Consider the following 13,145-nt stretch of genomic DNA (forward strand, 5'->3'; position numbering starts at 1 on the left):
CTTTGCGGCTGAAATCTCGTCAGAACACCGCCTAAGCACCCACCCTCTAACACATCGTGCGCCACCGCGTCGCAACGCTGGTAATAATGTTTGAAATTTGTAGTTGCTTTGCATTGCAAGCACAGCATGATGTCGATCGACATCAAACAGGGGGTTACGGTGTTTCGCACACTTTCTACTGCAGCAATCATTTCACTCATGCTGGCCAGCCAGAGCCTCGCGGGCTTTCAGAGGTGGTCTGTAAACAAGGAAGCCGACCCATTCTCCGGAGGAGAAAACGTCTCGGTGAACTTCATGGTTTCGATGCGCTCTGGTGTCCTCATCATGTGCGACACCGCAAAGAAAGGCCTGACCGTGAGGGCTATTCCTGGTTATGCGTATGACCAGCGAATGGAAGGTTTTACTCCGGCGGTCAAATTTGCGTTCGACGGCAAGCTGCTGTTCGAGACACAAGGCAGTGCAGGATCGGTCGGCGACAATCTGGCAGCGTCAGATGCGGACCTGGATAGCGATCAGGCGCGGCAATTCGTCGAGGCTTTCGCATCAGCCAAAAAGCAGATCGCCGTCGACGATGGCATGTCTGAGAAGCCCCACCTTTTGACGGCTCGCGGATCAACTACGGCTGGTCAGGCAATCGTCGCTTGCATTGCGAAGCAAGAGCAATCCTCCTAACCCAGAGGTCGCAGGATCCGGATCGAGTTAGTTCCTGGCACGATGTCGATTAGCTTCTCTCTGCAGAAGTCTTCGATAGCGACCGTGAGTTCCTGCTCGCTGAAGCCCTTTGCGATCAACGGAACGCCGATTGCGTACATGCTCAAAGGCTGTCCGATCGGCGTCTCCAGCGATTTCAGGAGATCGATGATAGCGGTTCTGGCGGACTGATATCGTTCCATGCCTTACAGAGTAGCGTCAACTGGTAGGCGTTAAAGCGGTCAGCGACGATGCGAGCACTTTGCAACCTTATCGCGCGGTGATAACCTCCCCGATGGGCTAGAAAGCTTGGTGGCACGATTGGGCATATTTGAAGCTATAACTTTCATCCTCGGATGGATGCCTGCGATTTTTCCCACATATTTTCCTGCCTACGTTCAGGCTTGCATCGCCGTTGCAGGGGTCGGACTCCTGCTTTACGCTATTTACACTTGGTGGTTCGCGAAGCCATTCGGGCGTCGTCTCGATGCACGTCGGATTCCTTTCATTCGACGCGCTTTCCCGTTACTGATCAATTTCGAGACATTCCATCTGTCGTTACATGGCTCCCCTGGCGAGCCGATATATGTCGCCGGAATACAAGGTCGAGGATTGAATAATTCAATCCGCCAAATGAAGATCATGTCAGCCTCCATAAGGTCTAATGTAAGCGGCGCAGAAAGGGACTGTCAGGTGTATATAGCTGGCGTTCCTAGCAAGGACGCGGCTAACAGCATTGTTCCACCGTGGGCTTCGTTCGTATTTGCTGCGCCGGTCAATGAAGGACAGCCTGGTTCTGCGGACGGCAGGCCGGACCAAATGACGTTCATGGCCGAATGGGGGGACTTTACGTTCGAGCTGCACTCGGACAATGGGTGCTATCGGCACCGATTTCGCCCTCGCGAAAACTTACGAGCATTCGCTCGTTTTGCATCCGATGTGCGAGCGGTCAATCGCCGACTTTGACCAGGTCTCAGGTGATTGGCGTTTCAGAGCCCCGCCGGATCGATCCCGGCGAGGTCCAGTCTCAGTGAAACGCCGCTTTGAATTTGCTCAGGGTTCTCGAAGCTTCCCAAGCTGATTTTGGTCGCCACGACTAGCCGTGCGAATGTCCATAGGAGTTAACGGTCGTCTTCAGGCGCCGTCCGGCTGCTTTCTTTGCCGCTCAAGGCAATTACCCGTCGCTTCAGGCGCTCAAAGTCCGCGACGATATCGGCCATTTCCTCATCTAACATATTTTCTTCGCCGCTCGAAAACGTATCAGACAGACGTGCGATGATCTCGGCCGTCATCGATCGGTCATTCGCTCGAGCAGCTGCAGCCACGCGTTTCTTTAGTTCTTCAGGTATTCGTAACCTAAAATGTAAGTCTTCAACCGCCATGCCGCAGCGATGCCACAAACGGCGATTGACCGATATGCCACCACGATGCCACAGATTGGTTATGCATATCGCCGGTTGAGTGTAGTTAATGAATAGCTGCCGTTCCGCGATAGCGCTGAGGGCGTACGGGAACGGAGAGGCCGGGAAAGCATCGCCCTGGCTCGGCCTCTTCAAGCAAAGGATGCAGTGTAGGGAATGTTGAAATGCAAAGCGATGCAAAGCGTCTCGGCCGGGCGGCTGAGGAAAACGAAAATCCGTGCCTTTCGCGCAGGGGGATCGTCACCGGAATGGCGGCGCTGGTGGTGGCCGGCTCCGGGAAGGGCGGCGTTGGTGGTGGCCTTCACGATGGGACGCTCACATACCTCGAGCAGTCGTTCTTCGAAACCGCAGCAAAGTTGCCGGCGGCCGGAGGTCAGGCGAGAGAGAATCTGTTTGGCAGGATGGTTCAGCTTGCGACGGCAATGACGGTGATACCAAGTGGACCAGATGGCTGCGCAGCCAAGGTAGCTGTCGGAAGCTGGTCTGTGACCGAAGCCGGTCATCACCTGCAGCTGCCATTCGCCTTGGCAAGAGATTTGAAGCGGTCAGCCGCTGGAGCCTAATGCAGAGATCCTGCCGTCCCAAGGTGCGGTGGAGTTAGAAAAGTGAGGGGCGTGGACTAAAAAAGCATAATGATATCAATCCGCACTAATCGCCCCTCACATTGTACCATAATTATTGTTTTTGCTGGCTAATTCGCGATTTCTGACGGTCCTGCAGGGGTCGCCATTTTCTGCAATTTCCCTCCCGGACTTGAATTCGCCACATTGACCTCCCATATCAAGCCCATCGGCATTGCTGGTCAGTGTTCCACACAGCGGACGCTCGCAGTTGCCGGTATCGCGTTTATGCTTTTGACCACGGATGTACTGGCACTGGTGTGAGACGCGAATAGGAAGGTCGGTGCGGTTTCGCCCCGGCCTTTTTTATTGTCCGGAATTCGGGCGCACCAGGCTCTTCACATGATATTCAAAGACAAAAGGCCGAAGCGGGTGCTTCGGCCTTTTTTGGTTTTGAAGATGTTGCGGCTTTGCGTTTGCTACTTCGCAGCCGTTGCGTGGCGCCTGCCCTTGCCGAGGTCCGGCAGGAAGACGGTGAGCAGGCCGAGCAGCGGCAGGTACGAGCAGATGTTGTAGACGAAGACGATGCCCATGCGGTCCGCGACCATGCCAAGGGCTGCCGCGCCGATGCCGCCGATGCCGAAGGCGAAGCCGAAGAACAGGCCGGCGATCATGCCGACGCGTCCGGGCACCAGTTCCTGCGCGAAGACGACGATGGCCGAGAAGGCCGAGGCCAGGATGATGCCGATCACGAAGGTCAGCACGATCGTCCAGGTGTAGCCCGCATAGGGCAGCGCCAGGGTGAAGGGCAGAGCGCCGAGGATCGAGAACCAGATGGTGAACTTCGTTCCGAACCAGTCGACGATCGGGCCGCCTGCGACCGTGCCGATGGCAACGGCGCCCAGGAAGACGAAGAGCAGGATCTGCGCCTCTTGGACCGACACCTGGAAGCGCTCGATCATGTAGAAGGTGTAGTAGCTCGAAAGACTGGTCATGTAGACGTATTTCGAGAAGACCAGCATGGCGAGGACCGCGATCGACATGATCACCTTGGCGCGCGGCAGCACGACGGCGGGCATCGCGGCCTTACGGCCGGCATTGGTGCGGCGGTGGTTGGAGTACCAGACGCCGACACGCCACAGGATGATCATCCCGGTCAGTGCGGCGACCGAGAACCATGCGACACTGGTCTGTCCGCGCGGAAGCACGATGAAGGCGGCGGCCAGCGGGCCGATCGCCGAGCCGAAGTTACCGCCGACCTGGAACAGCGACTGCGCCAGACCGTGGCGTCCGCCCGACGCAAGGCGCGCGACGCGCGAGGATTCCGGATGGAAAACCGCCGAGCCGAGGCCGACGACACCGGCACCGACGAGCAGCACCCAATAGGCATGCGCATAGGCGAGCAGCACCAGGCCGATCAGCGTGAAGAACATTCCCGCCGACAGCGAATAGGGCAGCGGGCGCTTGTCGGTATAGATGCCGATCAGCGGCTGCAGCAGCGAGGCCGTGACCTGGAAGACCAAGCCGAGCAGACCGATCTGCGTGAAGTCAAGACCGTAGCCCTCCTTGATCATCGGATAGAGGGCCGGGATGAGCGACTGCATCGTGTCGTTCAAGAGATGGCAGAAGCTCACTGCCATGATGATGCTGAAAACCGTCTGTTCCGCGGAGTGTTTCTCCGCCGTCATTGTACCTGTTGTCACGATGTTCCTCCTGAGAACCTGACTATCCGCATAGTCTCCTTGCGGCAGTCCCGCTTTCGTGTTTTGGTCTCATTCTTTCGCGATTGGGCCAGGGCTTATGAAAGCGTTGCAAAATATGACGTCGGCGGAACTGGCCAAGCTCCATGTCGAGCGGCTGGCGGCCATCGAGGCGGCGTCGGAGCCGGTTCACACCATCCCGTCCGAGTATCCCTCGGGCTATCACGTGGCGCCCCATCGGCACAGCCGCGCGCAGTTCGTCTATGCGCGCACCGGCGTGGTCATGGTGTCGTCGCGGCAAGGGCGCTGGATGGTGCCGCCGGAGCATGCGCTGTGGATACCGGCCGGACTGGACCACTCGGTGGACATGCTGGGCGAGGTGACGATGCTCTCTGCCTATATCAGCTCCGATGCACTAGTCGCGCTGCCTGAGGCCATTCGTGTGGTCGGGCTTACCGATCTCGCGCGTGCGCTGATCATCGAAGCGGTGTCTCCAAGTGGTGATCTCAAGGGCTCGCGGCGCCAGCGGCTGGTGGTCGCGCTGATGCTCGAGGAGATTTCGCGGCTGCCGGACCGCTCGCTTGGCCTGCCTATTCCCGGCGACGCGAGGCTTGCGGGGCTCTGCCGTGCCTTTTTGGCGAACCCAACCGCGAGGCTCTTGATTGACGATTGGGCCGAGCAGCTGAACATGAGTCGGCGGGCGTTTACCCGTGCGTTCCGGCGCGAGACCGGCATCAGCCTTTCCACATGGCGGCAGCAGGCTGCCTTGTTTACGGCTTTGCCGCGGCTGGCGGCAGGCCAGCCGGTCACCACAGTTGCGTTCGATCTCGGTTACGAAAGCGTCGCGGCGTTCACCACCATGTTCAAGCGCATGCTCGGCGCGCCGCCGCGCGCCTATTTCCGGGTTGCCGAGCCCAATTGAAATTCCTCGATAATTTCGAATGCAGGCGTTTCGCGCTGTCACACGCCCGACATCGGCGCGCGCCATAACTGTGCGAAACATTCGTTTGACATTCGAATGAGTTTCGCTTTAACTGTTTTCACTTTCGCAATTGCGTTGTCTTGTTTGCGTTGCGGCATTTTCTGGGGGCATGGAACGCGTGAGCGGTCAGATTCACGATCTTTTCGTTATCGGTGGCGGCATCAACGGCTGCGGTATTGCGCGTGACGCGACCGGGCGCGGCTATTCCGTTGCGTTGGCCGAGATGAACGATTTCGCCTCCGGCACGTCCTCCGGCGCCACCAAGCTCATTCATGGCGGCCTGCGCTATCTCGAGCATTACGAGTTTCGTCTGGTGCGCGAATCGCTGATGGAGCGCGAGATCCTGTGGGCGATGGCGCCGCATATCATCTGGCCGATGCGCTTCGTGCTGCCCTATCACAAGGGCGGGATCCGGCCGGCATGGCTGATCCGGCTTGGTCTGTTCCTTTACGACCACCTCGGCGGTCGCAAGCTTTTGCCGCCGACCAAGGTGCTCGACATGCGTCGCGATCCGGCGGGCAAGCCTTTGAAGTCGTTGTTCTCCAAAGCGTTCGAATATTCCGACGGCTGGGTGGATGACGCCCGCATGGTGGTGCTGAACGCGCGCGATGCGGCCGACAAGGGCGCGTTGATCATGCCGCGCACCAAGGTCGTCTCGGCGCACCGCGAGAACGGTGTCTGGGCGATCGAGACAGTGGATACGGTGACTGGTGAGAAGCGGCATTTTCAGGCGCGGATGCTGGTCAATGCGGCGGGTCCATGGGTCGATCACGTCATTCGCGCCGCCTTCGGGCAGAACGAGGCGCGGCATGTGCGGCTCGTCCAGGGCAGCCATATCGTCGTGAAGAAGAAGTTCAACGATAACAGGGCCTACTTCTTCCAGAACCCGGACAACCGCATCATCTTCGCGATTCCCTATGAGCAGGACTTCACGCTGATCGGCACCACCGATCGCGATTACAAGGCCGATCCGAAGGATGTGAAGATTTCGGACGAAGAGACGACTTATCTCTGCAAGGCCGCGAGCGAATATTTCAACGAGCCGGTGCGGCCGGAAGATATCGTCTGGACCTATTCGGCCGTGCGTCCGCTGTTCGACGACGGCGCGTCCAAGGCGCAGGAAGCGACGCGCGATTACGTGCTGAAGCTCGAAGGCGAGGGCGCGCCGGCGCCGTTGCTCAATGTGTTCGGCGGCAAGCTCACGACCTATCGCCGGCTGTCGGAACACGCTCTGGAAAAGATCGGCGCGGCGATCGGCGCCAAGGGTGCCCCGTGGACGGCGAAGAGCCATCTGCCCGGCGGCGATTTTCCGGCGCAGGGATACGAGGCGGAAGTTCGCAAGCTGAAGAGCAGCTATCCGTTTCTCATCGATACGCATGCCCGCCGCCTCGTTCGCCGCTACGGCACGAAGGCTACGGTGCTTTTGGGACAGGCGCGCGGGACCGAGGATCTCGGGCGCTGTTTCGGGAGCGACCTCTATGAGGTGGAGGTTCGCTACCTGATCGAGCACGAATGGGCGAGACACGCCGATGACGTGCTCTGGAGGAGAACGAAGGAGGGCTTGCGCCTGACGAGGGAGCAAGCTGCGGTTTTGGAGGAGTACATGGCCGCGCTACCGGCTCAGATGGCCGGATAAAAGAGCGGCATGTGATCCCCGCTGTGAGGAGGCACGGGAACCTGAATGCTGGAATTGCGAAACATCGCAAAGACGGTGGGCGCGGATACGCATGTCCACGCGACCGATCTCGCGTTTGAACGCGGCACTCTGAACGTGCTGCTGGGGCCGACCCTGTCTGGCAAGACGTCGCTGATGCGGCTGATGGCCGGGCTCGACCGGCCGACCAGCGGGACGATCCATTTCGATGGCGTCGATGTCACCGGCATGCCGGTGCAGAAGCGCAATGTCGCGATGGTCTACCAGCAGTTCATCAATTATCCCGCCTTTACGGTCTATGAAAACATCGCCTCGCCGATGCGCATATCCGGCAAGGATGGTGCCACCATCGATCGCGAGGTGCGCAAGGCCGCCGATCTGTTGCGGCTGACGCCCTATCTCGACCGCACGCCGCTCAATCTCTCCGGCGGGCAGCAGCAGCGCACCGCGCTTGCCCGCGCGCTGGTGAAGAACGCCAGCCTCGTCTTGATGGACGAGCCGCTTGCCAATCTGGACTACAAGCTGCGCGAGGAACTGCGCGCCGAGTTGCCGAGGATTTTTGCGCAATCGGGCGCCATCTTCGTCTATGCGACAACCGAGCCATCCGAAGCGCTGCTGCTCGGCGGCAATACGGCGACGTTGTCGGAAGGGCGGGTGACGCAGTTCGGGCCGACCATTTCGGTCTACCGGACGCCACGCGATCTCACCACCGCCAAGACCTTCGCCGATCCGCCACTCAATTTCATCGACGTGGTGAAAGCGGGCGCGACGTTCCAGCGCGACGGGCGTGATGTGTTTGCGGTGCCGGCGCATCTGGTCGGCATGGCCGATGGACCGGTGACGGTGGCGTTTCATCCGCATCATCTCGGGCTTTCCGCGCAGACGCCGGGTGCCGTGCAACTCAGGGCGCGGACGCAGCTCTCGGAGATCACCGGCTCGGAGAGTTTCGTCTACCTCGATTACGAGGGTGTGCGCTGGGTGATGCTGGCGCATGGCATCCACGACATCGATCCGGACACCGATATCGACGTGTTTCTTGATGGCCGCCACCTGATGGCGTTCGACACCAGCGGCCGGGCGATCTCGTCCGGCGCAACGGCTTGAAGGGGTAGGGACATGGCACGCATCACGCTCGACCACATCCGCCACGCCTACGGGCCGAACCCGCAATCGGACAAGGACTACGCGCTGCGCGAAGTCGACCACGAGTGGAACGACGGCGGCGCCTATGCGCTGCTTGGGCCGTCGGGCTGCGGGAAGACGACGTTGCTCAACATCATCTCCGGCCTGCTGCAGCCGTCGCATGGCCGCATCCTGTTCGACGGCAAGGACGTGACCAATCTCGCGACGCAGGCGCGCAACATCGCACAGGTGTTCCAGTTCCCCGTCATCTACGACACGATGACGGTCTACGACAATCTGGCTTTCCCGCTGCGCAATCGCGGCGTATCAGAGCCCGAGGTTGACCGTCGCGTTCGCGAAATTCTTGAGATGATCGATCTGACGCCCATGGCGCGACGCAAGGCGCAGGGCCTGACCGCCGACCAGAAGCAGAAGATCTCGCTCGGCCGGGGATTGGTGCGCAGCGACGTCAACGCCATCCTGTTCGATGAGCCGCTGACGGTCATCGATCCGCATATGAAATGGGTGCTGCGCTCGCAGCTGAAGCGGCTACACAAGCAGTTCGGCTTCACCATGGTCTATGTCACGCATGACCAGACGGAAGCGCTGACTTTCGCAGACAAGGTCGTCGTCATGTACGAGGGCGAGATCGTGCAGATCGGCACGCCCGCCGAGCTCTTTGAAAAGCCGAGCCACACCTTCGTCGGTTACTTCATCGGCTCGCCCGGCATGAACGTGCTGCCGGCAAAGCTTGATGGCAGCAGGGTGACGATGGGAAGCGAGACGCTGACGCTCGACTACGCGCCGAAGGCTGCCGCTGGTGCCAAGACCGAGCTCGGTATCCGGCCGGAGTTCATCCGCCTCGGGCGCGAGGGCATGCCCGTTACCATCAACCGGGTCGAGGATATCGGGCGGCAGAAGATCGTGCGGGCGGATTTCGCGGGCCAGCCGATCGCCATCGTGTTGACCGAGGATGCCGAGATCCCCTCGGAGGCGCGGGTCACTTTCGATCCCAAGGCCATCAACATCTACGCCGATTCCTGGCGCGTCGGCAGGGAGGGCTGAGCCATGAACAAGACCTGGAACAACAAGGCCTGGTTTCTGGTGTTGCCGGTGCTGGTGCTCGTCGCCTTCTCGGCGGTGATCCCGCTGATGACGGTCGTCAACTACTCGGTGCAGGATACGTTCGGGAACAACGAGTTCTTCTGGGCGGGCACGGACTGGTTCGTGCAGACGCTGCAATCCGACCGTTTCTGGGCGGCTTTGCAGCGCAATCTCGCCTTCTCGCTGATCATCCTGGCGCTCGAAATCCCGCTCGGCATCTTCATCGCGCTCAACATGCCGAAGAAGGGGATCGGCGTGCCGGTCTGCCTCGTTCTGATGGCGCTGCCGCTTTTGATCCCGTGGAACGTCGTCGGCACGATCTGGCAGGTGTTCGGTCGCGTCGATATCGGCCTGCTCGGCCATACGCTGGAGGCGATCGGGCTCGACTATAATTATGTCCGCGATCCCGTCGATGCCTGGATCACCGTCATCGTCATGGACGTCTGGCATTGGACGAGCCTTGTCGTGCTGCTGTGCTATGCCGGCCTCGTCTCGATCCCGGACGCCTATTATCAGGCGGCGAAGATCGACGGTGCCTCGCGCTGGTCCGTCTTCCGCTACATCCAGCTGCCGAAGATGAAACGCGTGCTTCTGATCGCCGTGCTGCTGCGCTTCATGGACAGCTTCATGATCTATACCGAGCCCTTCGTCGTCACCGGCGGCGGCCCCGGCAACTCGACCACCTTCCTGTCGATCGATCTGGTGAAGATGGCCGTCGGTCAGTTCGACCTCGGTCCGGCGGCCGCGATGTCGATCATCTACTTCCTGATCATCCTGCTGCTCTCATGGATCTTCTACACCGTGATGACCAGCGGCGACGAGAACGCGTGAGGAGGAGAGGACCATGGCCCAAGCAACAACACAGACGATGAAATACAAGCCGGCCGGCAACTTCTCCTGGGTGGTCTCGACCGTCTACATCATCTTCCTGCTCCTGCCGATCTACTGGCTGGTCAACATGAGCTTCAAGGAGAATGCCGAAATCACCGGCACCTTCTCGCTCTGGCCGCAGAACCCGACGCTTAGGAACTACACGATCATCTTCACCGATCCGTCGTGGTACAACGGCTACATCAACTCGATCACCTACGTGGTCATGAACACCGTGATCTCGGTGCTGGCGGCACTGCCTGCGGCCTATGCCTTCTCGCGCTACCGGTTCTTAGGCGACAAGCACCTGTTCTTCTGGCTCTTGACCAACCGCATGGCGCCGCCCGCCGTTTTCGCGCTGCCGTTCTTCCAGCTCTATTCGGCATTCGGCCTGATCGACACCCACATTGCTGTCGCGCTGGCGCACTGCCTGTTCAACGTGCCGCTGGCGGTCTGGATCCTCGAAGGCTTCATGTCCGGCGTGCCGAAGGAGATCGACGAGACGGCCTATATCGACGGCTACTCGTTCCCGCGTTTCTTCATCCGCATCTTCATGCCGCTGGTGGCATCGGGGATCGGGGTGGCGGCCTTCTTCTGCTTCATGTTCTCGTGGGTGGAGTTGCTGCTGGCCCGCACGCTGACGACCACGGCCGCCAAGCCGATCTCGGCCATCATGACGCGTACGGTCTCGGCCTCGGGGATGGACTGGGGCGTGCTGGCGGCGGCCGGCGTGCTCACCATCATTCCCGGCGCGCTCGTCATCTATTTCGTCCGCAACTACATCGCCAAGGGCTTCGCGCTCGGCCGCGTCTAAAAGGGGAGACCAAACATGAACTTTTCCTGGATGGCGTGGACGCTGCCGACCGCATTGTTCTTTCTCACGATCCTCGTGCTTCTGATCGGCATGAGCATCTGGGAATATCTGGCGCCGGGCGGCTCGCCGCGTGTCGGGGTCTTGAGGTTCGAGACTACGCGGGGAGACCGTCTCTTCATATCGCTGCTGGGGGCAGCGTTCATTCATCTCGCATGGCTGGGCCTCGTCGGGCCCAACCTGTGGTGGGCTCTTGGTCTTGCCGTAGTCTACGCCATCGGCGTGTTCCGCTACGTGTGAGGCCAGGGAGATACAGATGGCCGGGGGTACTGGCCGCCTGACGTGAAGACTGCAATCGCAAACCTTGGGAGGATATCATGCGACGGCATCTACTAGCGACAACAGCAGGCATCTTGCTGGCCATGGCGGGTTCCGCCTATGCCGGCATGGACGAGGCGAAAACATTCCTGGACAAGGAAGTCGGCGAACTCTCGTCGCTTTCGCGCGCCGACCAGGAAAAGGAAATGCAATGGTTCATCGATGCCGCGAAGCCCTTCGCCGGCATGGATATCAAGGTCGTTTCCGAAACGCTGACGACGCATGAATATGAATCGAAGGTGCTGGCGCCGGCGTTCACCGCCATCACCGGCATCAAGATCACCCACGACCTGATCGGCGAAGGTGACGTCGTCGAAAAACTGCAGACGCAGATGCAGTCGGGCGAAAACATCTACGACGCCTATGTCAACGATAGTGACCTGATCGGCACCCATTGGCGCTACCAGCAGGCCCGCTCGCTGACCGACTGGATGGCGAACGAAGGCAAGGATGTCACCAATCCGGGACTCGACATCAACGACTTCATCGGCACCAAGTTCACGACCGCGCCGGACAAGAAGCTCTACCAGCTTCCCGACCAGCAGTTCGCGAACCTCTACTGGTTCCGTTACGACTGGTTCAACGACGAGAAGAACAAGGCGGACTTCAAGGCGAAGTACGGCTACGACCTCGGCGTTCCAGTCAACTGGTCTGCCTATGAGGATATCGCCGAGTTCTTCACCGGCCGTGAAGTCAACGGCAAGAAGGTCTTCGGCCACATGGACTACGGTAAGAAGGACCCGTCGCTCGGATGGCGCTTCACCGACGCATGGCTGTCGATGGCCGGCAACGGTGACAAGGGCCTTCCGAACGGTCTTCCGGTCGACGAATGGGGCATCAAGGTCGATGAGAACTCGCGTCCCGTCGGCTCATGCGTCGCGCGCGGCGGCGATACCAACGGTCCGGCTGCCGTCTACTCGATCCAGAAGTATCTTGATTGGCTGAAGGCCTATGCACCGCCGGCAGCGCAGGGCATGAACTTCTCCGAATCCGGCCCCGTGCCGGCGCAGGGCGAAGTGGCGCAGCAGATCTTCTGGTACACGGCGTTCACGGCCGATGCCGTCAAGCCGGGCCTGCCTGTCGTCAACGAGGATGGCACGCCGAAGTGGCGCATGGCGCCCAGCCCGCACGGCGTCTACTGGAAGGACGGCATGAAGCTCGGCTATCAGGACGTTGGTTCCTGGACGCTGATGAAGTCCACGCCCGACGATCGCGCCAAGGCCGCATGGCTCTATGCGCAGTTCGTGACCTCGAAGACGGTCGACGTGAAGAAGAGCCATGTCGGTCTCACCTTCATCCGCGAATCCACCATTCGCGACAAGAGCTTCACGGAGCGTGCTCCGAAGCTCGGCGGTCTGGTCGAGTTCTATCGCTCGCCGGCCCGCGTGCAGTGGTCGCCGACCGGCACCAACGTTCCTGACTATCCGAAGCTGGCACAGCTTTGGTGGCAGGCTGTCGGCGATGCGTCCTCCGGCGCCAAGACCGCCCAGGAAGCCATGGATTCGCTTTGCGCCGAGCAGGAAAAGGTCCTGCAGCGCCTCGAGCGCGCCAAGGTGCAGGGCGATATCGGTCCGAAGCTCGCCGAAGAGCATGATCTCGAATACTGGAACAAGGACGCGGTCGCCAAGGGCAACCTCGCTCCCCAGCTGAAGATCGAGAACGAGAAGGAAAAGCCGGTCACCGTCAACTACGACGAACTGGTCAAGAGCTGGCAGTCCCAGTAACGGGCTCCACGGCCGGGGATTAGCGTCCCCGGTCAACTCTATGCCGGCGGCATGCGAGGGCTGTCGCCGGCGCTCTCCATTTTCAAATCCATGTTGGAAACCTGCCGTTCGAGCGGCGGGAACGGTACT

Annotated in this window: 12 protein-coding genes; 9 read left to right on the forward strand and 3 right to left on the reverse strand. The window is 60.2% G+C overall.

The annotated features are described in order from the left end of the window. The first annotated feature begins 129 nt into the window (after positions 1 to 129). The gene (locus ACODTZ_RS20805) at positions 130 to 672 is read left to right on the forward strand and encodes a hypothetical protein (RefSeq protein WP_489027762.1); all 543 of its coding nucleotides are present in this window, start codon (positions 130 to 132) and stop codon (positions 670 to 672) included. Positions 673 to 1,811: 1,139 nt separating this feature from the next. On the opposite strand, the gene ACODTZ_RS20810 is transcribed toward ACODTZ_RS20805, so the two are convergent. From ACODTZ_RS20810 to ACODTZ_RS20820, 3 genes are all read right to left on the reverse strand, one after another. Next, entirely contained in the window at positions 1,812 to 2,072 is a 261-nt protein-coding gene (locus ACODTZ_RS20810) for an Arc family DNA-binding protein (RefSeq protein ID WP_489027763.1), read from the reverse strand. Between the two features lie 170 nt (positions 2,073 to 2,242). Continuing rightward, a complete protein-coding gene (locus tag ACODTZ_RS20815; protein ID WP_489027765.1) occupies positions 2,243 to 2,614 on the reverse strand; it encodes a hypothetical protein in 372 nt (123 codons plus the stop codon). A gap of 536 nt (positions 2,615 to 3,150) precedes the next feature. Further along, positions 3,151 to 4,359: an MFS transporter gene (locus ACODTZ_RS20820; protein ID WP_489027839.1), complete on the reverse strand. Its 1,209-nt coding sequence runs from the start codon at positions 4,357 to 4,359 to the stop codon at positions 3,151 to 3,153. A gap of 112 nt (positions 4,360 to 4,471) precedes the next feature. Between ACODTZ_RS20820 and ACODTZ_RS20825 the strand changes: the two genes are divergently transcribed. The 8 genes from ACODTZ_RS20825 to ACODTZ_RS20860 all read left to right on the forward strand — a co-directional run bounded on the left by ACODTZ_RS20825 (position 4,472) and on the right by ACODTZ_RS20860 (position 13,016). Further along, the gene (locus tag ACODTZ_RS20825) at positions 4,472 to 5,293 is read left to right on the forward strand and encodes an AraC family transcriptional regulator (RefSeq protein WP_489027767.1); all 822 of its coding nucleotides are present in this window, start codon (positions 4,472 to 4,474) and stop codon (positions 5,291 to 5,293) included. A gap of 169 nt (positions 5,294 to 5,462) precedes the next feature. Beyond that, entirely contained in the window at positions 5,463 to 6,989 is a 1,527-nt protein-coding gene (glpD, locus tag ACODTZ_RS20830; RefSeq protein ID WP_489027769.1) for a glycerol-3-phosphate dehydrogenase, read from the forward strand. Positions 6,990 to 7,034: 45 nt separating this feature from the next. Then, entirely contained in the window at positions 7,035 to 8,111 is a 1,077-nt protein-coding gene (locus ACODTZ_RS20835; RefSeq protein WP_489027771.1) for an ABC transporter ATP-binding protein, read from the forward strand. 12 nt (positions 8,112 to 8,123) lie between these two features. Beyond that, entirely contained in the window at positions 8,124 to 9,194 is a 1,071-nt protein-coding gene (locus tag ACODTZ_RS20840; RefSeq protein ID WP_489027773.1) for an ABC transporter ATP-binding protein, read from the forward strand. Between the two features lie 3 nt (positions 9,195 to 9,197). Beyond that, positions 9,198 to 10,064: a carbohydrate ABC transporter permease gene (locus tag ACODTZ_RS20845; RefSeq protein WP_037178749.1), complete on the forward strand. Its 867-nt coding sequence runs from the start codon at positions 9,198 to 9,200 to the stop codon at positions 10,062 to 10,064. A 37-nt stretch (positions 10,065 to 10,101) separates the two neighbouring features. Continuing rightward, the gene (locus ACODTZ_RS20850; RefSeq protein WP_037178748.1) at positions 10,102 to 10,917 is read left to right on the forward strand and encodes a carbohydrate ABC transporter permease; all 816 of its coding nucleotides are present in this window, start codon (positions 10,102 to 10,104) and stop codon (positions 10,915 to 10,917) included. 15 nt (positions 10,918 to 10,932) lie between these two features. Next, entirely contained in the window at positions 10,933 to 11,214 is a 282-nt protein-coding gene (locus ACODTZ_RS20855) for a DUF2160 domain-containing protein (RefSeq protein ID WP_037178747.1), read from the forward strand. A gap of 77 nt (positions 11,215 to 11,291) precedes the next feature. Beyond that, positions 11,292 to 13,016, forward strand: coding sequence for an ABC transporter substrate-binding protein (locus ACODTZ_RS20860; protein WP_489027776.1), 1,725 nt, complete (start codon positions 11,292 to 11,294; stop codon positions 13,014 to 13,016). Positions 13,017 to 13,145: the final 129 nt, after the last annotated feature.

It is taken from the genome of Rhizobium sp. FG113 (genome assembly GCF_057809895.1).

Bases quoted from the DNA above. Each gene is read 5' to 3' on its own strand.
- ACODTZ_RS20805 (WP_489027762.1), top strand. From the start codon at position 130: ATGTCGATCGACATCAAACAGGGGGTTACGGTGTTTCGCACACTTTCT.
- ACODTZ_RS20810 (WP_489027763.1), bottom strand. From the start codon at position 2,072: ATGGCGGTTGAAGACTTACATTTTAGGTTACGAATACCTGAAGAACTA.
- ACODTZ_RS20815 (WP_489027765.1), bottom strand. From the start codon at position 2,614: ATGACCGGCTTCGGTCACAGACCAGCTTCCGACAGCTACCTTGGCTGC.
- ACODTZ_RS20820 (WP_489027839.1), bottom strand. From the start codon at position 4,359: ATGACGGCGGAGAAACACTCCGCGGAACAGACGGTTTTCAGCATCATC.
- ACODTZ_RS20825 (WP_489027767.1), top strand. From the start codon at position 4,472: ATGAAAGCGTTGCAAAATATGACGTCGGCGGAACTGGCCAAGCTCCAT.
- glpD (WP_489027769.1), top strand. From the start codon at position 5,463: ATGGAACGCGTGAGCGGTCAGATTCACGATCTTTTCGTTATCGGTGGC.
- ACODTZ_RS20835 (WP_489027771.1), top strand. From the start codon at position 7,035: ATGCTGGAATTGCGAAACATCGCAAAGACGGTGGGCGCGGATACGCAT.
- ACODTZ_RS20840 (WP_489027773.1), top strand. From the start codon at position 8,124: ATGGCACGCATCACGCTCGACCACATCCGCCACGCCTACGGGCCGAAC.
- ACODTZ_RS20845 (WP_037178749.1), top strand. From the start codon at position 9,198: ATGAACAAGACCTGGAACAACAAGGCCTGGTTTCTGGTGTTGCCGGTG.
- ACODTZ_RS20850 (WP_037178748.1), top strand. From the start codon at position 10,102: ATGAAATACAAGCCGGCCGGCAACTTCTCCTGGGTGGTCTCGACCGTC.
- ACODTZ_RS20855 (WP_037178747.1), top strand. From the start codon at position 10,933: ATGAACTTTTCCTGGATGGCGTGGACGCTGCCGACCGCATTGTTCTTT.
- ACODTZ_RS20860 (WP_489027776.1), top strand. From the start codon at position 11,292: ATGCGACGGCATCTACTAGCGACAACAGCAGGCATCTTGCTGGCCATG.